This is a genomic window from Streptomyces sp. NPDC006872 (assembly GCF_040635845.1).
In the GTDB taxonomy this organism is placed as follows: domain Bacteria; phylum Actinomycetota; class Actinomycetes; order Streptomycetales; family Streptomycetaceae; genus Streptomyces.
The window spans coordinates 936,952-957,795 of the sequence record NZ_JBEYIL010000001.1 but is presented as its reverse complement, the minus strand read 5'-3'; the positions used below and the strand labels follow the sequence as shown (position 1 = coordinate 957,795).

At 72.5% G+C, this 20,844-nt stretch carries 13 protein-coding genes; 5 read left to right on the top strand and 8 right to left on the bottom strand.

Annotated features, from left to right (window positions below):
- Nucleotides 1-188 precede the first annotated feature (188 nt).
- Nucleotides 189-3,515 carry an ABC transporter permease gene (locus ABZ725_RS04425; RefSeq protein ID WP_358801236.1) on the top strand — a complete coding sequence of 1,109 codons (3,327 nt, stop codon included), beginning with the start codon at nucleotides 189-191 and terminating at the stop codon, nucleotides 3,513-3,515.
- Between the two features lie 59 nt (nucleotides 3,516-3,574).
- Complete coding sequence (locus ABZ725_RS04420) at nucleotides 3,575-6,526, top strand: hypothetical protein (RefSeq protein ID WP_358801235.1); 2,952 nt, start codon at nucleotides 3,575-3,577, stop codon at nucleotides 6,524-6,526.
- A gap of 23 nt (nucleotides 6,527-6,549) precedes the next feature.
- On the opposite strand, the gene ABZ725_RS04415 is transcribed toward ABZ725_RS04420, so the two are convergent.
- From ABZ725_RS04415 to ABZ725_RS04390, 6 genes are all read right to left on the bottom strand, one after another.
- Complete coding sequence (locus tag ABZ725_RS04415) at nucleotides 6,550-7,563, bottom strand: ABC transporter ATP-binding protein (RefSeq protein ID WP_358801379.1); 1,014 nt, start codon at nucleotides 7,561-7,563, stop codon at nucleotides 6,550-6,552.
- 93 nt (nucleotides 7,564-7,656) lie between these two features.
- Nucleotides 7,657-8,328: an ABC transporter ATP-binding protein gene (locus ABZ725_RS04410; protein ID WP_358801378.1), complete on the bottom strand. Its 672-nt coding sequence runs from the start codon at nucleotides 8,326-8,328 to the stop codon at nucleotides 7,657-7,659.
- 157 nt (nucleotides 8,329-8,485) lie between these two features.
- Entirely contained in the window at nucleotides 8,486-9,550 is a 1,065-nt protein-coding gene (locus ABZ725_RS04405; protein WP_358801234.1) for a LacI family DNA-binding transcriptional regulator, read from the bottom strand.
- A 90-nt stretch (nucleotides 9,551-9,640) separates the two neighbouring features.
- Nucleotides 9,641-12,121 carry a beta-galactosidase gene (locus ABZ725_RS04400; protein WP_358801233.1) on the bottom strand — a complete coding sequence of 827 codons (2,481 nt, stop codon included), beginning with the start codon at nucleotides 12,119-12,121 and terminating at the stop codon, nucleotides 9,641-9,643.
- A 55-nt stretch (nucleotides 12,122-12,176) separates the two neighbouring features.
- Nucleotides 12,177-13,964, bottom strand: coding sequence for a beta-galactosidase family protein (locus ABZ725_RS04395; protein ID WP_358801232.1), 1,788 nt, complete (start codon nucleotides 13,962-13,964; stop codon nucleotides 12,177-12,179).
- A gap of 258 nt (nucleotides 13,965-14,222) precedes the next feature.
- Nucleotides 14,223-15,407 carry an MFS transporter gene (locus tag ABZ725_RS04390; RefSeq protein WP_358801377.1) on the bottom strand — a complete coding sequence of 395 codons (1,185 nt, stop codon included), beginning with the start codon at nucleotides 15,405-15,407 and terminating at the stop codon, nucleotides 14,223-14,225.
- Between the two features lie 384 nt (nucleotides 15,408-15,791).
- Here ABZ725_RS04390 and ABZ725_RS04385 point away from each other — a divergent pair, with 384 nt between their 5' ends.
- The gene (locus tag ABZ725_RS04385; RefSeq protein WP_358801231.1) at nucleotides 15,792-17,153 is read left to right on the top strand and encodes an acyltransferase; all 1,362 of its coding nucleotides are present in this window, start codon (nucleotides 15,792-15,794) and stop codon (nucleotides 17,151-17,153) included.
- Between the two features lie 134 nt (nucleotides 17,154-17,287).
- Here ABZ725_RS04385 and ABZ725_RS04380 read toward each other — a convergent pair whose 3' ends face one another.
- Nucleotides 17,288-18,322 carry a Ku protein gene (locus tag ABZ725_RS04380; protein WP_358801230.1) on the bottom strand — a complete coding sequence of 345 codons (1,035 nt, stop codon included), beginning with the start codon at nucleotides 18,320-18,322 and terminating at the stop codon, nucleotides 17,288-17,290.
- A gap of 64 nt (nucleotides 18,323-18,386) precedes the next feature.
- On the opposite strand from ABZ725_RS04380, the gene ligD reads away from it, so the two are divergent.
- On the top strand, nucleotides 18,387-19,268 hold the full coding sequence (gene ligD, locus ABZ725_RS04375) for a non-homologous end-joining DNA ligase (protein WP_358801229.1): 882 nt from the start codon (nucleotides 18,387-18,389) through the stop codon (nucleotides 19,266-19,268).
- A gap of 146 nt (nucleotides 19,269-19,414) precedes the next feature.
- Here the strand turns inward: ligD and ABZ725_RS04370 are convergent, their stop codons facing one another.
- Nucleotides 19,415-20,218 carry a nuclease-related domain-containing protein gene (locus ABZ725_RS04370; protein ID WP_358801228.1) on the bottom strand — a complete coding sequence of 268 codons (804 nt, stop codon included), beginning with the start codon at nucleotides 20,216-20,218 and terminating at the stop codon, nucleotides 19,415-19,417.
- Between the two features lie 112 nt (nucleotides 20,219-20,330).
- Here ABZ725_RS04370 and ABZ725_RS04365 point away from each other — a divergent pair, with 112 nt between their 5' ends.
- Nucleotides 20,331-20,840 carry a protein phosphatase gene (locus tag ABZ725_RS04365; RefSeq protein ID WP_351903435.1) on the top strand — a complete coding sequence of 170 codons (510 nt, stop codon included), beginning with the start codon at nucleotides 20,331-20,333 and terminating at the stop codon, nucleotides 20,838-20,840.
- Nucleotides 20,841-20,844 lie beyond the last annotated feature (4 nt).

Genomic DNA, 20,844 nt, shown 5'->3' with positions numbered 1-20,844 from the left:
ACAGGTCGAGGGTCACAACAACGGCAGCAACCGGGTCACTTCGTCCTCGCGGGCTCACCGCCCACCGGACCGTCCATGCCTTGACGTGTAGCCGGCCGCGTTCAGGCGGTTTTTTGTGTTGTCGAGGGGCGCCTGGTAGGACTGTGGCGCGCTGTTGCCGTCACATGTTCGATTCTGCGGGGGTTCATGTGGTCGCCACGGCCTTCACCTCTTCGTCGCGGCGGCTTCCCGTCGTTGCCAGGCGGGCCGCCCAGCACGGGCTGGTGCTGGGCGCTGTCGCGGTGACCGTGCTGCTGTGTGCAACGGCGCTGGCCGCGCTCACGGCGCTGGCGGGGAGTTCGGTGCAGGCCGGGGCCGTGCGGCGGTTGGCTGCCGACGTCGACGCGCAGGTGAGCGTCCACGCGTCCTTCCGGGCCGGGGGCATGGCCGCCGCCGATCGGGGTGTACGGGACGCCGGTGAGCGGGTGTTCGCCGGGGTGCCGCAGCGGACCTATGTGGGGCTGCTGGGCACGTCGCCGGTCTCGGTGACGGGGATCGACGGAGTCGTGGGCCCGCCACGCGGCCCCGGGGGCAGCGGGCTGCACCCGGTCGCGGTGCAGGACGGGGGCAGGTTCGGGCAGTTGATCGCCGGGCGGTGGCCCGCCGGCACGGCCGACGCCCCGGCCGACGCGTTCACCTCGCTGCCCGATGTCCGGGTCGCCACCGGTTCCACCGCCCCGGTCGACACGGCGGTGCCCGAAACGCTGGCCAGGCGCCTGGACGTCACGGCCGGTTCCACCCTGCAGGTGCAGGACGCCTTCAGCCGCGCCATGACGCTGCGGATCACCGGTGTCTTCCGGGCGACCGGTGCCGTCGGGTTCTGGCCCGCGATGGCCGGCGACCTGACCCGGGGGGAGGCCGCCGGCCAGGACCTGCTGGTGGTCTCGGCGTCGGCCCTCAACGGCAGCGCCGTCCTGAACGGGCATCTGACGGCCCATTGGAGTGTGCAGCCCGACCTCTCCCGTCTCGACGCGGGGAGCCTCGCCGCGCTGAACGACCGAGTGCGTGCCTTCGCCGGCAGCCAGAGCCGCGTGTCGGTGTTCTTGGGGCGGCCGCCGTCGCTGGACGACCTGAGGGTGGTCTCCGGTCTGCCGGGCGCGATCGACGATCTGACGGTGCCGATGGTCGCGGCCCGGTCCTCCCTGTACCTGCCGAGCGTGCTGCTGGCGGTCCTCGCCCTGGCCACCCTGGTGCTGGCCGCTCGTCAGTTGACCGTGCGGCGCAGCGGTGAGCTGGCCCTCCAACAGGCCAGAGGCGCCGGCACCCCGCGGTTGCTGCGCGGAGCGGCGGCCGAGTGGGCGCTCACCGGCGTCCCGGCCGCCGTCGCCGCGCCCTTCCTGGCCGGGCTGCTGCACCCCGGCAGCCGGGGCGCCGGCGCGTGGGCCGCGGTGGGTCTGACCCTGCTGGTGCATGCCGCAGCGGTGCTGCTGCCCGTGCTGCCGTCGACGCCGGCGCGGCCGGCCCGCGGCGCACGGGCCGCCGCCGCGCAGCGCCTGGGCGCCGACCTGGCGCTGCTGGCCGTCGCGGCCCTGGGATATCTGGAGCTGCGGCGGCACCGCTCGCTGATCGCCGACGTGGGCACCGGCAGCGCGTCCGCGGACCCGGTGCTGGTCCTGGTGCCGGCCCTGGTGGCCGGTGCCGCCGCGCTCCTGCTGCTGCGGCTGCTGCCGCTGACCTCCCTGCTGCTGGACGCGTTCGGCCGGCGCAGCCGGGGCCTGGTCCTCTCGCTGGCGGGCTGGCAGTTGAGCCGGCGGGCCGCCCGCAACGCGGGGCCGGTGGTGCTGATGTGCCTGGCCATGGCGGTGAGCGCCTTCGCCACCACCGCGCTGGCCTGTCTGGGCGGCCTGGCGTCCGAGGAGGCCGCGTTCACCGTCGGCGCGGACGTACGGATCTCCCCGTCCGCGGACGCCGGCTACCCCTCCTCGGTACTGGGCGCCGCCTATCGCGCGCTGCCGGCGGTGACCGCCGTGACACCGGTGACGCAGTCGACGGTGAACCTGCCCGGCGGCGCCACCGAAGGCCTGGTCGGCACGGTCGGCGGGCCCGCTCCCCGCACCCCGTCACCCGTCGTCCCCGGGATACCGCTTCCCGGGCGTCCGACCGCGCTGCTGCTGGACGAGCGGCTGCGCAGCGACGGCAGCCGGGCAGCGCCGAGCCTGGAACTGACCGTGCAGGACGCGTCCGGCCTCGTCAGTGTCGTGGCGGCCCGGTTACCCCCCGCCGATGGAGCAAGGCACACCGTCGTGATCCCGCTCGACGTGCCGCAGAGCGGCGGCCACCCGCGGACGTATCCGCTGACGGTGACCGCCGTCGACGTGCTGCCGCAGCCGGACGTGCGTCCCGCGCGGCTGGATCTGGAACTGCTCCGGGTCGGCGCGCGCGGCACCACAGGCACGGACACGGACACCTGGATCACCCGGCTGCCCGGCGGGCAGGTCTGGGCCGACGGCACAGCCCACGCCGCCGACTCCACCGCGGGGGCCTGCAACGGAAAACCGGCCGGCGGCTACGGTCTCGGCGCCCCCGGGGTGTGCTCGATCGCTCCCGGCGGCTCCGAGGTGCTCCGGACCACCGTCAGTACCGGTATCAGGGCCTCCCAGGCCGTCGAAGACGTCTTCGGCGACCTGGCCGACAGCGACTACGACACCCGGCCCGGCAGCCAGGTGCGACTCGTGGCGGGCCCGGCCGGCAAGCCGGCACCGCTTCCGGTGCGCGCCGACGCCTCGACGCTGCGCGACGCGCGCCTGAGCGTGGGCAGCACCACCACACTCGGTCTGGGCGGCGGCCGGGTCACCGCCCGGATCGTGGGCCGGGTCGACTCGCTGCCCGGACTGGGCCGCGGGCAGGGACATCTGATCGCCGATCAGCGCCAACTCGCCGCCGCCCTGACGCTGGCCGGTGTCGACCAGCAGGATCCCGCGTTCTGGTGGATCGGCAGCACCGACAGCGCGCGCACGGCCGCCGCCGTCGAGGCGCAGCCCGCGCTGGGCCGCGTCGCCACCACGGCGCGCACCGCCGCGGCCCTGCAGGCCGACCCGTTCCGCAGCGGGCTGCGCCGGGTGCTGGAACTGGTCCGGTACCTGGCCCCCTGTTTCGCGGTCATCGCCTTCACCGTGCACGCGGTGGTCTCCACCCGGCAGCGCCGCAAGGAGTTCGCCCTGCTGCGGGCGATCGGCGTCCGCTCCCGGAGCCTGTCCGCGCTGCTGGGCGCCGAGCAACTGAGTCTGGCGCTGTTCGCGGTGGTCCCGGGGGCGCTGATGGGCATGGCCCTGGCATCGGCGGTGCTGCCGCTGGTCACCGTGGACGACAGCGGACAGGCCCCCTATCCGCCGCTGCCGCTGGTCATACCCTGGGGCACCGTGGCGCTGACCGCGGTGGCGACCGCCGTGGCCATCAGCGCGGTCGTGCTGGCGCTGGCCCGACTGCTGGCCCGGGTGGACCTGGTACGCGTGTTGCGAGCGGGGGAAGACCGTTGAGCCGGGCGAACGGGCAGGACCACGGACAGGACCACGGACAGGACCGGGGAGCGCGGACGGTGGCCCGATCCGTGGGCACGGGCACGGGCGCGGGCACGGGCACGGTGGTGACGCGGCGGTTGATCCGCAAGGAGGCCCGCGGCGACCTGGCGCTGCTGGCCTGCCTGGCGGTGCTGGTTCTGGTGGTGACGGCGCTGTGCGCCTGGGCTCCCGTCCTCGCGGGCCGCCAGGAGGACCGGGCCCTGCGTCAGCGCGTCGACGCAGCTCAGGCCCAGGCGCCCCTGATCAGCCTGAGCACCACACCGTCGGTCTTCAACACCTCGCCGCCCGCCGTGGACATGGCCGCCCTGCTGGGCGCCGGCCGCACCCTCACCGAGCAGCTCAGCGGCCCCGCCGCGCGGCAACTGTCCTTCGCCGGCGGCGGCAGCTACGACTACAACCCGGCGTCCCTGATCTCACCGCAGCCACCGCAACCACCACAGTCACCGTGGCCGGCGATCGCCGGCACCCAGCTGACAGTGAGCCATCTGCCGTCCGCGCGGGCCCATCTGCAGTACGTCAGCGGCCGCGCGCCGGCCGACCACACGCCGCCGGGCACCGCGCCCCAGCTCGGGTTGTCGCAGGCCACCGCGCAGGCGCTGGGCGTCCGGGCCGGCAGCCGGCTGACCCTCGAGTTCGCCAAGACGCCCGGAGTGCAGAACGCACCGCCGCGCGCGGAGCTGCTGGTGAGCGGGGTCTACCGCGCCACGGCCGCGGCCGACGACTTCTGGACCGGCCGGGAGACGCTCGACCAGCCGTCGCGCTACCCGGCGGAGCGCTCCGCCGGCACGGTGCTCGCCGTCCGCGGCCTCGTCGGCCTCGACGCCGCCGACCGGCTGGCCGGCGCCGGGGTGGGCGGCCCGCGGGTGACCTGGCAGCTGCGCGCCGACCTGTCCGGGGCGGCGCTCGACCGGGCCCGCGCACTGACCGGGCCGCTGTCCCACTACAGCGCGGACCTGAGCGCCGCCCTGTGCCAGGGCAGCGACTGGGTCACCGGCGACACCAGCTGCCGGGTCGGCGGCCAGGCCACCCAGTCCCTGCTGGTGACCGACTCCCTGACGCCGCTGCTCGCCGCGTTCACCGCTCAGGACCAGCAGGCCCGGGCGCTGGCGACGTACGCCGTCGACGCGCTCGCCGCGGTCGCGCTGGCCACCGTCGCCGTCGCCGTACGACTGCTGCTGCGCCGACGGCAGGCGCATCTGCGGCTGCAGCGTGCGCGGGGCGCGTCCACCGTGCGGCTGGTGCTGCTGCGCTGCGCCGTGGTCTGGCCGGTGGTCCTGATCGCCGCCCTGCTCGGCTGGGCGGCCGGACTGATCGGCGCTCCCACCGGCACGTCCGGATCGCCGCAACCGGTGCCCGCCGCCCTCGCTGCCGCGGTGGTGATGCTGACGGTGCCGCTGATGACCTGGCTCGCGGTCCGCGAGCCGCGCAGGCCCGGCCGACTGCGGCGCTCGCGCCGGAACACCGCCGCCGGCCGGCGCGTGGTCCTGGAGCTGACGGTGCTGCTCGCGGCGGCGGCGGGCGTGGTCGCGCTGCGCTCACAGGGCCCCGACGGGATTCTGGGCGCGGTGCCGGTGCTGGTGGCGTTGGCCGTCGTGCTGATCCTGCTACGGATCTACCCGCTCGTGTTGCGCCTGGTGCTGCGGCAGACCCGGCGCGGGCGGGGAGCGGTGGGCTTCATCGGGGCAGCCCGGGCCGCCCATGACGCCCCGGCGACCGGGCTGGCCCTGTTCGTCCTGGTCCTGACCCTGGGCACGGCCGTGTTCGGCGGCCTCGTGCAACGTACGATCGGCGACGGTCTGGCCACGGGTGCGGCCTGGACCACCGGCGCCGACGCAAGCGCGACCGTGGCCGGGACCGTAGCCCCCACGGGGGCCGTGACCTCCGCCGGGACCGGAGCCGCCCCGGGGGCCGCAGCCTCCGCGGGGACCGCGGCCGCCGCGCCGGGGGACGGCGCCGCCACCACCGGAATTCGGACCGCCGTCCAGCATCTGCGCACCCTCGACCTGGTGGGACAGGCCGACGGCGCGGTGATCTCCCGGGTCGCCGTGATCACCGTCGACCCCCGGCAACTGGCCGCCATCGCCCCGAAGTCGCCGCTGGCCGACACCCTGCTGTCCGGGCCGGCCACCGAGACGGGGACCACGGCCGACGCCGGCGCCCCGCTGCCGTCCTTCCTCTCGCCCGACCTGCGGGCGACAGAGCGCACCGGCGGTTTCACCGCCACCGTGGTGACCCAGGGACAGCCGCCGCTGAACCTGGACTTCGAGCCGGTCGGCACCCTCACCGCCGCGGAACTGCGCGACCCCCTCCTAGGGCCGGTCACGGCGCAGATCGCCGCCGGGACGCCGATGCTGATCACCACCACCGCCGCCGAGCACCTGATGCCCCAGCAGCCCTCGGGAAGCACCGTCCTGCTCCTCGAAGCCGACGGTCCCGCCACCGCCGAGCCCGCAGTACTGCGGGCTGCGGCGGCCAAGGCGCTCGGGCCGCCGGCCCGGATCCGCGTCCGCTCCGAGACGCTGAGCACCCTGCGCACGGACGGCCTGACACAGGGCCTCGGCACGATCTACACCGCCGGCTCGATCCTGGCCGCGCTGTCCGGCCTGCTCGCGCTCGCCCTGGAACTGACCCTCACCTCCCACGAGCGCAGGCGCACCACCTCGTTCCTGCGCACGCTCGGACTCGGCGGCAGGGAGGCCGGGGCGGTGCACTTCCTGCAACTGCTGCCGCTGGCGGTGGCATCGGCGGTGGGCGGCACGCTGCTCGGGCTGCTCGAACCGCGGCTCATGGCGGGGACGCTGGATCTGCGGCAGTTCACCGGCGGCCCGACCCAACCGGCGCTGCGGACCGACTACTCGCTCACCCTCGCCCTCGTCGTCGGCGTGACCGCGCTGATCCTGGCCGCCGCGGCCACCGAGACCGTCCTCGCCCGCCGACGCCGCCTGGGGGGCGAACTACGCCGTATGTGAACGGCCGTGCCCGCGAGGCCTGTTCAGCGCGTCCGGCCGCCCCGCGCCGTGCCCTCCGCCTCCTGTGCGTCCTCCGCGTCCTGCACGTCCTGCGCGTCCTCCGCATCGGACTTCGCCCGCCGCGCGGCCTCGTCGGGCCATACGCCGATGTGATCGCTCTCCAGGGCCAGCCGCACCCGCTTGCGCAGGTGCAGGCGCTCGGTGAACTCGCCCGGCAACTGGAGCCGACCGCTGGCGTCCAGGACCGCGTACTCCTCGGCGGTGAGCACCTCGACGCCGTCCTCGCCGGTGGCGACCCGGCGCAGCACCTCGGTCGAGGTACGGCCGTTGCGGATCCGTACGGTGCGCTGGACCTGCTCGGACACCAGCGCGTCGTGGGTGACCACGACCACGGTGACGCCCAGGTCCTCGTTGGCCCGGCGCAGTGCGGCGAAGACCTCGTCGCTGGTGGCGGTGTCGAGTTCGCCGGTGGGCTCGTCGGCGAACAGCACCCGGGGCTCGTTGGCGTTGGCTACGGCGACGGCGACCCGCTGCTGCTCGCCGCCGGAGAGGGTGTCGGGGGTGCGGTCCCGGCAGTGGCCGACGGACAGCAGGTCGAGCAGTTCCTCGGCCCGGGCCCGGCGCTGAGAGCGCTTGATCCCGGTGTACGTCATCGGAAGCATCACGTTCTCGGCCGCCGAGAGGTAGGGCAGCAGGTTGCGGGAGGTCTGCTGCCAGACGAAGCCCACGGTGCCGCGCCGGTAGTCGAGCCGCTCGCGGCGCTTCATCGTCAGCAGGTCGTGTCCGGCGACCTGGGCGGCTCCCGCGGTGGGCACGTCCTGGCCGGAGAGTATGCCCAGCAGCGTGGACTTGCCGGAGCCGGAGGCACCGACCACGGCGATCATCTCGCCCTCGGCCACCGTCAGGTCGAGGCCCTGGAGGGCCTGCACTTCGACGCCCTCGCTCTGGTAGATCCGCACCAGGTTCTCGCAGACGACGAGCCCCTCCTCGCGTTGCGGGGCTGCGGCCGCGGCGGCCCGCCGCCGCAGCTCGTCCAAGTCCGGTGCCCCGGTGGGCTGTTCGTGAACTGCCACGCGGTCCCCTGAGGAAGTGAGGAGGTAAGGAGGGTGAGGAGGTGAGGTCTGCACCGATCAGATGTCCTCGACGATGCGGCCGTCGCGGAGTTCGAGCACGCGGTCGGCCAACGCGAGGAGTTGCGTGTCGTGGGTGGCGACGAGGGCGGTGACGGATTCGCTGCGGACGACGGCGCGCAGCAGGTCCATCACGGTGAGACCGGTGTCGGCGTCGAGCTGGCCGGTGGGCTCGTCGGCGATGATCAGGGCCGGGTTGTTGGCGAGCGCACGGGCGATCGCGACCCGCTGCTGCTGGCCGCCGGACAGCTCGCCGGGACGCTGGTCGGCGTGGCCGGAGAGACCGACCAGGGAGAGGAGAAGGTCGACGCGGGCTTCGCGGTCGCGGGCGGGGACCTTCCGCAGGCGCAGCGGGACCCCCACGTTCTCGGCAGCGGTCAGAATCGGGATGAGGCCGAAGGACTGGAAGACGAAGCCGATGCGGTCGCGGCGCAGCGCCAGCAGGTCGTCGTCGCCGAGGCCGGCCAGCTCGATGCCGTCCAGGACGATCCGGCCGCCGTCCGGGGTGTCGAGGCCGCCGACCAGGTTGAGCACGGTGGTCTTGCCGGAGCCGGAACGACCTCTGAGGGCGACGAGTTCGCCGCGCGGCACGTTGAAGGAGACACCGCGCAGGGCGTGGACGGCGGTGTCGCCGCTGCCGTAGGTGCGGCGCAGGTCCTCGACCACCACCATGTCGCCGACCGGCGTCCCGACGTCCGGCGTCCCGACGTCCGCCACAGCGCCGTGACCGCCGGCCCGCTCGCTCATGCTTCCTCCCCCGCGCCCCGCCCCGGATCGGCCGAGGCGGTCCCGCATCCGCACCGTACGGTACGCCGGACCTCCGCCGTGGTCAGCGGGGGGCTGTGGTGCTGTCTCGGAGGCGTAGTTCCACCGGGACGACCGTGAGGTGGGGGGCGGTGGGCTGTGGGGCGGCGTCTATGTGGTTCAGGAGGATGCGGAGGGCGATGGTGCCGATGTCGGTGAAGTCCGTGCGGATCGTGGTCAGTGGCGGGAGGAAGTGGGCGGCTTCCGGGATGTCGTCGTAGCCGACCACGCTGACGTCGTCGGGGACATGACGGCCCGCCTCGTGCAGGGCGCGGAGGACGCCCAGCGCCATCTGGTCGTTGGAGACGAAGATCGCGGTGATGGTCGGGTCCTTCGCCAGCTCGCGGCCCAGGTCGTAGCCGGAGTCGGCGCTCCAGTCGCCGATCAGGGGGGTGTGCACCTCGGCTCCGGCTGCCCGGAGAGTGGCCTGCCAGCTGTCGGATCTGCGGTCCGCGGAGGTCCAGCCCTTCGGGCCCGCTACGTGTCGGACCGTGGGGTGGCCGAGGGAGAGGAGGTGCTCCGTCGCCATGCGGGCGCCGGTGACGGCGTCCGAGGTGACCATGGGGGTGCCGTCGCCCAGGTCGTTGTCCATGACGACCAGGGGGGTGTCCAGGTGGGCCTCGGCGAGGGCTCGGGCCACTCTGACCTGGGGGGCGATCGCGATCACGCCGTCCGCGCCCTCCGCCGAGAGTCGGTCCGCCGCGCGTACGACGGTGTCCCGGTCCGCGGTGTCCAGGGCGATCGAGCTGACCAGGTAACCCGCCTCCTGCGCCGCCGTGTTGATCGCCGTCAGCGTCGAGGCGGGGCCGTAGCGGGCCGCGTCGAACGAGATCACGCCGAGCATCCGGGTACGGCCGCTGGCCAGCGAGCGCGCGCTGCTGCTGGGGCGGTAGCCGAGTGTGCGCATCGCCGCCCGGACCGCTTCCCGGGTCTCCGCGCGGACGGCCGGGTGGTCGTTGAGCACCCGGGAGACCGTCTGCTTGGAGACGCCGGCCAGCTTCGCGACGTCGTCCATCACCGGGCGCGCGCCCGCGAAGTTGCGACGGCTGCGTCCCTTGGTCGCCGGGCCGTCAGCGGCGCCTGGGGTCATGGTGGGGGCTCTTCTTCCTTCGGCCTGGTCTGTGGAACCACAGGTACTACGGGAAATACAGGAACCACAGGATAGGCCGGAGGGGTGGGGTCAGCGCGTGGTCAGGCTCCAGGTGTGAGGGGTGATCCATTCGGCTCGGTGTATCTCGGCGGCGGTGGGTGGTGGTGGGGTTACGGGGAGATGGATCCGTGCGTCTGCGGCCAGGGGGAGGATCTTGATCGTCAGGGGGCCGCCGGGTGGTAGTCGGTTGAGCGCTATGTCCCAGGGGGCGCCTGTGAAGAACTGGTCTGCCACCAGCTCTTCTCCCACGTAGGCGCGGGCCACGTCTCCGGTCCAGTGCAGACGCAGGAGGGTGGTGGCGGTGTCTGTTGTGGCTGTGGTGGCGGTGGCGGCGGTGGCGGCGGTGGCTTGGGACTGCGGTATGTCCACTCGGTAGACCGCCGCCGTCTTGTCGTAGTGCTCGTTGTCGGGGGCGCTTGCCCTGCCCAGTACGCCTGTCCTGGGGGTGGGGGGTGGGCCTGCCTTGCGGAGCTGCGTGAGGGTGGGGGTAGGGGCAGGGGTGGAGAGAGCAGGGGGGTTCTTGTCCGGGGTGAGCGTGTAGCGGGTCAGGGCTCCGTCCTGGCTTTCCCTGAGCGTGGCTCCCAGTGCCTTCGGGGGGTGCTGCGGGGATGGGAGTACGGAGAGGGAGGCTGTGGGGGGTGTGCGGTGCCTGGGGTGTGTGGTTCGGGCTTGGATTCTGGTTTCTTCCTTGTCGAAGACCACGCCTTCGGGGCAGAGCACGAGGCGTTCCGCGCCCCAGGCCTCGCCTCGGTAGGCGGTTCGGGCCGTGGTCGCGTCCAGGACGAGCAGAGCGACCCTGACGCCTTCGCCGGTCTCCACTTCGACCAAGGCGTCCGTGCCCGGGACCAGGCCCGTGATCAGGATTCGGTCGCCGTCGGTGACCGGGGCCGGTCGGCCGGACGGGGTGGTCACCCTCGTCACCGTCCTTGCGTCCAGGGCCAGTTCGGGGTCGATGCCGTCCGTCGCCGCCAGGACGAGGACCGTGCGGCCGTCGTTGTCCTTGACCTTGCAGACCGGCTGCGCCGTGGCCCAGTCGAGGCGGAGGTCCGCCACGTCCAGGCGCAGGGGCCAGCAGAAGTAGGCGCCTGCGGGGACGGTGACGGGGGTGCTGGGGAGGGTGAGCGACGGGGCGTCGGGGAACGCGACCGTGAAGCTCGTGTCCGGGTGGTCCGGGAGGGGTTCGTGCGGCTGGTGGTTGGTGACGAAGAGGAAGCCTGAGGCGCTGCCGTCGGTGCGGACCGCCCAGCGCAGGGTCTCGCGGTCGTGCTGGTCTCGTGGGCCGTCGGCGGGGAGCACCGACTGCATGGGGGCGATCGTCTCGCCGAAATCTGCCAACAAGAGGTGCTGTAGGCGGAGTTCGTCGTACGACGGGCGGTACTGGCCGTGTTCGCCGAGCGGGGCCTGGAAGTCGTACGTCAGGACGGGGAGGTCGTTGGGGTAGCCGGTGGCGTGGGACTCCTGGAGGGTCGTCCGCTCCCCCGTCGGGTTGGTGCCGCCGTGGAACATGTAGTAGCCCTGCCAGACCGAGCCGCAGCCGATCTTCGTGAGGGCGAGTGCGCCGATGTCGGCGGCGTCCACGCGCGGGCGGCGGTGGTAGGCGACCGCCATTCCGCCGCCCAACTCGCATGTCGCCCAGGGGAACTTGGCCGCGTAGGCGTTCTGGGCCCCGGGGTCGGCGCCGCGTACGGTCGTCGGGCGCAGGTCGGCGCCGATGCCCTCGTCGTCGCGCTGGTGGGTGTAGAAGAAGTGCTTGCGGCAGGTGTCGGGCCAGCCGCCGTCGGCCTCGGTCCAGAAGGCCTCGGAGTAGCCGCCGTAGAGCGGGAGCAGTTCGTCGTCCGGGAGTTGGACTCCTCCCCAGGCCGTCGAGGTCCACAGGGGTGCGGTCAAGCCGGCCTCCTGGGCCATGCGCTTCAGGGTGCGGAGGTGGCCGGGGCGGTCGTAGAGCTCGTTCTCGATCTGGATCGCGACGATCGGGCCGCCGTTCGCTCGGTCCAGGTGGTGGAGTTGCGCCGCGATCGCCTGAAACCAAGGGCGGACGGCGGCCAGGTACGCCGGGTCGTCGGTGCGGGTGGCGGTCGTGCGGGCCAGGACCCAGTCGGGGAGGCCGCCGTTTCGGACCTCGGCGTGTGACCACGGGCCTATGCGGGGGATGAAGTCGAGGCCGTGGCGGGCGCAGAGCTGGGCGAAGCGGCGGAGGTCTCGGTCGCCGTCGAAGCGGATCCGGCTCTCTGTCTCCTCGTGGTGGATCCAGATGATGTACGAGGCGACGGCCGTGATCCCGCCCGCCTTCATCTTCAGCAGTTCCTCCTCCCAGTTCTGGGCCGGGTAGCGGGAGTAGTGGAATTCGCCCGAGACCGGGAACCAGGGGCGTCCGCCTTGGGTCAGGCAATCGCTGGTCACCTCTATGGGGGCGGGGGCGGTGGGGGCGTCGGGGAAGGGGAGGTGGCCTCGGAGTGGGGGTGGGGGTGCGGTGGGCGCAGGAGTGGGGATGCGGAGGTGGTGGTGCGGCATCGGGGCCTCTCCGGGGCGGGGGCGATGGGCGTTGCGGGGGTGCTTGTGCTTGGTGTCAGGGGCCCATCGGGCCCAGGTCAGGGGTGTCGGTCAGGTGGGCCTGGGGTGTGGTGGTGCCGTGGAGTTCCAGGAGGACCAGGTCGTTGGCGCCGGGGCGGAGGACCGGGGCCGGGACGTAGAGGGTGCGCTGGGGGCCTCGGTTCCAGTAGCGGCCCAGGTGGAAGCCGTTGATCCAGGCCTGGCCCTTCGTCCAGCCCGGGAGGGAGAGGAAGGTGTCGGCGGGGGTCTGCACTTCGAACGTGCCGTGGTGGAAGGCGGGTTCTGAGCAGATCGGCTCGGACTTGGTGAACGAGGCCGGGTCCGGGGTGGTCTCCAGGGGCAGCGCGTGGCAGTCCCAGCCCTGCACGGGCCTTCCGTTGAGGGTCACCGGGCCCAGCAGGCCCTTCGGGACGCCTATGCGGGGGCCGTAGTTGACCCGGCCCATGTTCTCCACGAGTACCTCGAGGACGGCGTCGGCGCGGGGGACGTGGACGGGCAGGGTCTCGTCGTAGCGCTCGCGCTCCAGGACGCCGACGGGGGCGCCGTCCAGGAAGACCTGGGCTCGGTCCCCTACTCCGCCGGCGAAGTGGAGGAGGCCGGGTCCGGGGGTGGGGGCCGTTGTCCGGTACAGGGTGTAGCCGGCGCGTTGGCTCATCTCGTCGGCGGTGACGGGGTCCTTGGCGTGGACCGGGGTCCGAGCCAGGGGGAGGAGAGGGGTGTACGTCGTCAACTCGACTGTTGTCAGGGGGAGTTTGGGGGACGGGAGCGGGGTCGGCTCTTCCGGGAGCTGGGTGTGGCGGGCCAGCACCTCGCGGAAGGCGTGGTACTTCGGGCCCGGGTCGCCGCTCTCCGTCAGCGGGGCGTCGTAGTCGTAGGACGTGATGGTGGGGACGTAGGCGTGGTGGTGGTTGGCGCCGTTGGTGTAACCGAAGTTGGTGCCGCCGTGGAACATGTAGATGTTGACCGACGCGCCCGCGGAGAGGAGTCGGTCCAGGTCGGCGGCTGCGTTTTCGGCGTCCCTGCCGTGGTGCGGTCCGCCCCAGTGGTCGAACCAGCCGATCCAGAACTCCGAGCACATGAGCGGGCCTTCGGGCTGTGCCTCGCGAAGGCGCTTGAGGGACTCGTCCACGCGGCTGCCGAACGTGCCGGTGGCGAGGACGCCGGGCAGGGTGCCGTTCTTCAGGTGGTCGCCGGCGGTCTGGTCGCAGGTGAAGAGGAGTTCCTCGATGCCTCGTTCGCGGAAGGCGCGCTCCAGGTGCTTGAGGTAGTCGGTGTCGTCGCCGTAGGCGCCGTACTCGTTCTCCACCTGTACGGCGATGACCGGGCCGCCGGCTGCCGCCATGTAGGGGAGGAGCGGGGGGAGGAGGAGGTCCAGGTAGCGGTCGATGATGTCCGTGAAGCGGGGGTCGCTGGAGCGCAGTCGGATGTCGGGGTCGGTGGTGAGCCAGTGGGGCAGGCCGCCGCCGTCCCACTCGGCGCAGATGAAGGGGCCGGGGCGCAGGAGGACGTGCAGGCCCTCTGCGGCGGCCAGGCGGAGGAAGCGGGGAAGGTCGAGGAGGCCTTCCAGGTCCAGGGTGCCGGGTTCGGGCTGGTGGAGGTTCCAGGGGATGTACGTCTCCACCGTGTTCAGGCCCATGAGGCGGGCCTTGCGGAGGCGGTCGGTCCACTGGTCGGGGTGGACTCGGAAGTAGTGCAGGGCGCCGGAGAGGATGCGGAAGGGGGTGCCGTGGAGGAGGAAGCCGTCGGGGGTTGTGGTGAGGGCGGGGTCGGGGGCTTGGGTGGGGTTGGGGGCCTGGGTGGGCATGTGGGTTCCTTCGGTGTCGTGTGCGGGTGGGTTGGGGGTGCCGTGCGCCGGCCCTGCGGTGGGTGGGTCGGGGTCGTGGCGGTGCGGCGAGCCCGTCGCGTGTTGGGCGTACTGCTGCCTGCTGCCTGCTGCCACAGTGGGACTTGGCTGTGACGCGCTGAGCGACGGGCTGCGCCGCACCGCCACGACCCACTCCCGTGGACGGGCGACCGCGGCTGCGTCGGGGTCCCGATGCTCCGGCGGGTGGTGGCGCCGGGCTTACGGGGTCTTCGTGCGGGTTGCTCTTGTCAGCCAGACGGTGGCTGCCAGGCAGGTTGCCGAGGCTGCGGCCAGGAGCAGGGGGACGGCTCTGACGCCCGACCACTCGATGACCTTGCCGAGTGCTGGGCCCGCCGCCACTCCGCCCAGCATGGACGCGGCGATGACCAGCGCACCGGCGCGGCGGGCTCGGGGGGCCGCCCGGGTGAGCCACGGGAGTCCGGTGGGGAAGATCGGTGCGATGAAGAGGCCCACCCCGGCGTAGGCGTAGGGGGCCAGGCTCGGTACGGCCGCCAGCAGGAGGCAGACGGTCATGCCGGCGCAGGAGACCGTGATGATGGCCTGAGCCGAGAAGCGCAGGGCGATCGGGGCCACCAGGAAGCGGCCCACGGTCATCATCAGCCAGTAGACGGAGGTCGCGGTGGCCGCTACGCCCGCGCCGTAGCCGACGGTCTCCAGGTGTGTGGGCTCCCAGCCGCCCACGCCGGCCTCGATGGCGACATGGAGGACGTAGAGCGTGACGAAGACGGTGAGGACGGAGCGCAGGGCGCCGTTGGCGGGTGTGGCCTTCTCGGTGGGGGTGCCCTTCTCGGTGGGGGTGGTGGTGTGCGGGGGGTGGTCGCGTACTCCTCGCAGACAGAGGAGCAGGGGCAGGTTGGCCAGTGCGAAGGCGGTGAAAATGGCGGGGTAGTGCTCCGCGCCCACGGTTCCGATCAGGGCCGGGCCCAGGATCGCGCCGATGCCGAAGTGGGCGTTGAGGATGTTGAGCATCGCGGTGGAACGGTGTCCGAAGCCGACCGCGAAGAGCTGGTTGAGGCCGTAGTCGATGCCGCCGAAACCGAGGCCTGCGAGGAAGGCCGCGGTGAGGGCGAGGGGCCAGTTCGGGGCCAGCGCGAAGCCTGCGGCTCCGCCCGCCATGAGGAGGTAGGAGGTCCCGAGGATGCGTCGGTTGCCGGTTCGGCCGTAGCGGCGGTCGAAGAGAAGGACTCCGGCCACACCGCCCACGAAGTGGGCGCTCAGGCCTAGTCCGGCAGTTGAGGGTGAGAGCCCGAACTCCTCACGGAGGGCGGGGATCGACGGGCCGTAGAGGGCCTGGAGTGCGCCGATCAGTACGAAGCCGACGCAGGAGGCGGCTACCGCGAGCGGGGAGAAGACCCGGTCGGCGCCGACGGTTGTGTGGGGCAGGGGTGCGGTGACCGGAGCGCGCTGTGCCGTGGGGTGGTCGGTCACGCGGACTCCAGGACAGACGGCCCACTGCGGTGTGGGGTGCGGTGTGGTGCTTCCGACGAGAATTGATGTTACCGGTAACATTCAGGGCGACGTCAAGATGTTTTGCAGGGGTTGGGGCAGGGACTGAGAAGGGGCGGCCGGCGAGTCGTCCTCTCCGGGGTGGGCGGCCTTGAGGTGCTCAGCGGCTGTGGAGCCAGGCGCCGGGCTCTGCGTCGCTGACCAGTGCCAGGAGGGTGAACGCCGCCGGGGAGCGCGTCGACTGTGTCGGGGCGGGCACGGGTTGGTTGCGACAAAGGGTTTTCCGTGTACGGGAGTTGGGAGGGGCGGAACCATTCGGGCATGAACCGTGACCGGTACGTCGACTTTCTGCGGGCGTGGGCGATCCTGCTCGTCGTGCTGGGCCACTGGCTGATCACCGGGCTGGTCAGGCGGCAGAGCGGGGAGATCGACGCGCCCGAGCTGCTGGCGACCGTGCCCTGGACGCAGTGGCTGACCCTGGGGTTTCAGATCATGCCGCTGTTCTTCCTGGCCGGGGGGTATGCCGCCGGGGGGTCCTGGGCGCGGGCCCGGGCGGTCGGTGGGACCGCTGCGGGGTGGGTGGGGCAGCGGGCGGTGCGGTTGTTGTTGCCCACGGCGGCGTACAGCGGGCTCGTGCTGCTTGCCGTCGGGGTGTCCTCCGGGCTCGGCGTGGATCCCGCCACCCTTGCGCTGGTCGGGTGGGCGATGGCCATGCAGTTCTGGTTCCTGCCGGTGTATCTGCTGCTCAGCGCCCTTACTCCGGCGATGTACGCCCTGCACGAGCGGTGGGGGGTGCGCGTACCCGTGGGGATGGGCGTCCTCGGGTTCGGCATCGGCGTGCTCGTTGCGGCTGCGGACTCGCCGCGTTCCGGAGGCGTCGAAGTCGTCGGGGCGCTCAACTACCTGCTCGTGTGGGGTGTCGTCTATCAGCTCGGGTTCTGCTGGCGGGACGGGCTGTCGGGCACTCGTGGGCGGACGGCGCCGGCTGCCATGGCGGTGGCGGGTGCCGGCGTGTTCGTCGCGCTGGTCGGGCCCGGACCGTTTCCCGTCAGTCTGATCCTGGTGACCGGGCAGGAGCTGAGCAACACCAACCCGCCGTCGGCGGCCATGCTGGCGTGGGCCGTGGCGCAGGTCGGGGTCGCCCTGCTGGTCGCGCCGGTCGTGCGGCGGGTGTTGGAGCGGACCCGGGTGGCACGGGCGGTGCGGGTGCTGGGGGCGGGCAGCATGGCGCTCTATCTGTGGCACATGCTGCCGGTGCTGATCGTCGCCGCCGCGTTCTATCTGACGGGACTCGCTCCCGAACCCGACTACGGCTCCGTGGCCTGGTGGGCTCTGCGGGTGCCGTGGCTGGTGGTGCTGGCGGGCGTGCTGGTGGGGGTTCTGCGTGCGCTGCGGCCGGTGGAGCGGGGGGTGGTCGCGCTGGAGATGCGTGTGCGGCCCTGCTCGAAGGCTCGCGGGGCCGACTCCTGGCGGATCTGGGCCGGGCTCGGTGTGAGTGTCTGGGCGCTGACGTATTTCGCTGGGCACGGGTTCGCGTACGGGGGCGCGTTTCCGGTCTGGCCTGCGGTGGGGCTGGGCGTGGGCACGGCGCTGCTGGCCTTCCCGGGACGGGGTGATGCCCGTGGGCAGGGCGGCGGGGAGGGGGATCTGGAAGGGCGTGGGGAGTTTGAGGAGGCTGCCTGATCTGGGGGCTGTCGGTCGGGAGAGGGGCGCCGCACCGCCAGGGCGCGCCACACCGCCGGGGCACGCCACACCGCCGGGGCACGCGTCACGCCCGGGGCACGCGTCACGCCCAGGGTGCGCGCCTGGTGAAGTGGTCAGGCCGTGCGTTTGCGGGCTGTTGTCTTTTTTGACGCCGTCCGCTTCTCCGACGCCGACGTTGTCGTTGCCTTCTTCGCTGTCGTCTTCTTTGTGGCTGTCTTCTTGGCGGCCGTGGTCTTCGTTCCGGTCGTGCTCTTCGTCGCTGTCGTCTTCTTCGCCGTCGACGTCGACTTCTTGCCGTCCGTCCGTTTGGGTGCCGTGCGGGCCGACTTGCGTGGGGGTAGGCGGGTGACCTCTGCCTGCTCCGGTTTCTCGCCCCTCGACTCCTTCGCCGCCCGGACGCTCTTCTCCAGGGCCGCCATCAGGTCCAGCACCTTGCCGCTGGACGGCGGGGTCGGGGCCTCGCGGGGTGTCTCGCCGGCCGCCTTCGCCGCGACCACTTCCTCGACGGCCTCGCGGTACTCGTCGTGCAGGTCCTCCAGGTCGACCTCGCCGAGGGTGTCCATCAGGGCGTCCGCCAGGTCGAGTTCCTTGTCGCGGACGGTGACCGAGGTGTCCGGGGCGACGCCTTCCGGTGCGCGGACCTCGTCCGGCCAGAGCAGTCCGTGCATGGCGATCGCGTCGCCGACCACGCGGAGCATGCCCAGGCGTTCACGGCCGCGCAGCGCGTACTTCGTGATCGCCACCTTGTTGCTGCGCTTGAGGGCCTCCCGGAGCAGCGTGTACGGCTTCGCCGCCGGGGCGCCGCCCGCCTGGAGGTAGTAGGAGGCGTCCATCTGGAGCGGGTCGATGCGGTCGGCCGGGACGAACGCCACGATCTCGATCGTCTTCGCGGTCGGGATCGGCAGCTGGGCCAGGTCCTCGTCGGTGATCGGGATGATCGTGCCGTCCGCGTCCTCGTACCCCTTGCCGATCTCCGCGGAGCTCACCTCGCGCTCCTCCAGCTCGCAGACCTTGCGGTAGCGGATGCGGCCGCCGTCCTCCGTGTGGATCTGGCGGAAGGAGATGGAGTGGCTCTCGGTGGCGTTCACCAGCTTGATCGGGATGCTGACCAAACCGAAGGAGATGGCGCCGTTCCAGATGGATCTCACGTGCAGCGCCCTCCCGGGTTTCCGTTTTCGGATGATTCCCACCGTTTTGTGTGATTCTCATCTTATGACGCCGATCACCGAGGTGGAGGGCAGGCGGCTCGCGCTCAGCAACCTGGAGAAGGTGCTGTATCCGGCGACCGGCTTCACCAAGGGCGAGGTGCTGCACTACTACGCGACCGTCGCCGACGTCCTGCTCCCCCATCTGCGCGACCGGCCGCTGTCCTGGCTGCGCTATCCGGACGGGCCCGACGGGCAGGTCTTCTTCGCCAAGAACGTGCCGCCGGGGACGCCCGAGTGGGTCACCACCGCCGAGGTGCCGCGGTCGGAGGGGCCGGCCCGGATGGTGCTCGTGCAGGATCTGGCGAGCCTGGTGTGGGCGGCGAACCTCGTCACCGAGTTCCATACGCCCCAGTGGGTGATTCAGGATCCGGACGTCGCCGACCGGCTCGTCTTCGACCTCGACCCCGGGGCGCCCGCCACCGTCGTCGAGTGCTGCGAGGTCGCGATGTGGCTTCGGGATCGGCTGGCGGAGGACGGCATCGAGGCCTACCCGAAGACCTCGGGGGCGAAGGGGTTGCATCTGTTGGCGGCGGTGCGCGGGGCGTCGTCCGAACGGGTCACGGAGTACGCCAAGCGGCTGGCCGTGGAGGCGGAGCGGGCTGTTCCGCGGCTGGTCGTGCACCGGATGACGCGGAGTCTGCGGCCGGGGAAGGTGTTCGTGGACTGGAGTCAGAACGCGGCGCGCAAGACGACGGCCACGCCGTACACGTTGCGGGCGCGGGCGGAGCCGAGTGTGTCGGCGCCGGTGGGGTGGGAGGAGGTCGAGGGGTGCGGGGATGTGGCGGCGTTGACTTTTCTGGCATCGGATGTCGCTGCGCGGGTTCGGGAGCGGGGGGATCTGCTTGCGCCGTTGTTGGAGGTGGGGCGGGCGGGGGGTGTGCCGTGAGGGGGGTGCGCAGGCGCAGGTTTTTCTCGCCCCCGCCGCCCCTTCCCGTCCCGTCCCTGGGGGCTGCGCCCCCAGACCCCCCTTTCGGCCTGGACGGCCTCGTCCTCAAGCGCCGGACGGGCGGAAAGAGCTGAAAGACAGGTGCCTCATACCCTTGCCCATGTCTCCCTGTCCCTCGCCATCGCGTGCAGTGCCTCCACGTCCGCCGGCTTGAGGACGGCGCCCGGGTGGGTCAGGTCGGTGAGGGTGGTGTCGGTGACGATGCGGACGGTTCGGGGTGGGGTCTTGAAGGAGACGTCCGTCGGGGCGACCAGGGCCAGGACCGGGTGGACCTCGGCTGTCAGGGCGTAGGAGGCGCGGTCGGCGTCCGCGCGGACCCGGCGCAGGACGGGTTCCGGGTCTCGGCGGCCCACGGCGACCACGGGGTCGGCGATGCGGACCCGCTGCTTGCGGGCGTACAGCGCGTGGATCGCGAACAGTCCGGCCGGGCCGATCGCCAGATGGTGGACGCGGTCTCCGCCCGGGAGGGGGAGCGAGTGGAGTGTGCGCCAGCCGGCGCCCTCCAGGCGGTCCAGGGCCTCGCCGATCGCCTGTTCCGCCGTGAGGGCTCGTCGGCGCGGGTCGGTCCTGAGGCGGTGGGCGGGGCCCGGGTCGCGGTCCAGGTCGACGATGAGGGCCTCGCCGGGGCGGTTGGGGGCCAGGTCGTCGTCCGGGTGGAGGGAGAGACGGGCCAGCTCCGCGGGGGTGGGGACCGGGGGCGGGCCGACCGTGACCGGGCCGGTGATGAAGGGGCCGAGGGCTTCGAGGACGTCCTCTCTGCGGTCGTCCCCGATGAGGTTGATCCTGGCCGCCTCACGGTCGTACCAGGCGATGTTCCTGCCGTCGGTGAGGCAGACGTAGAGCCGCTCCTGGCCATGTCGCCAGGTCGGTATGACGCGCAGTCCGTTCATGCGGCAATCACCCCTTGACCAAGGGAACAGGAGGGGTGCTCCCGGGGCAAGAAGGCGGTTACCTTCGGGAGGAGTTGGGCAGGCCCTAGGCAGCGCGTTTGGGGAGGCGCCGTTGCGGACCCGCAGGAAGCAACCCGACGTACCGGCTCCGGAGCGTCCGTGGAGCGAGATCGTGCCCGGTCTGTGGATGGGCGGGCACGAGTTCCGGGGGCCGTCCGGGGAACTGGAGCTCGCCGTGGTCCGAGGTGAGTTCGACGTCGTCCAGACGCTGACCCGGGCCAGGCAGGGGCACGGGCCCGATACCGGCGTGGAACATCATGTGTGGCCGATTCCGGACGGGCCGCTGGACGGGACCCAGCTCGCCGGGGTGATCCGGCTGGCGCAGGCCGCGGCCGACGCGATGGACGAGGGGCGGGTGGTCCTCGTGCGGTGCTACAGCGGATACAACCGGTCGGGGCTGGTCGTCGCCCATGCGCTGGTGCGCCAGGGGCATTCGGCCGAGGCGGCGATCCGGCTGATACGGTCACGGCGCTCGCCGTGGGCCCTGCACAACGAGTTGTTCGTGGAGTACCTGCGGGCGGGACTGCCGACGGCCAGACTGCTGGAGGAACTGGCCGAGTAATCGT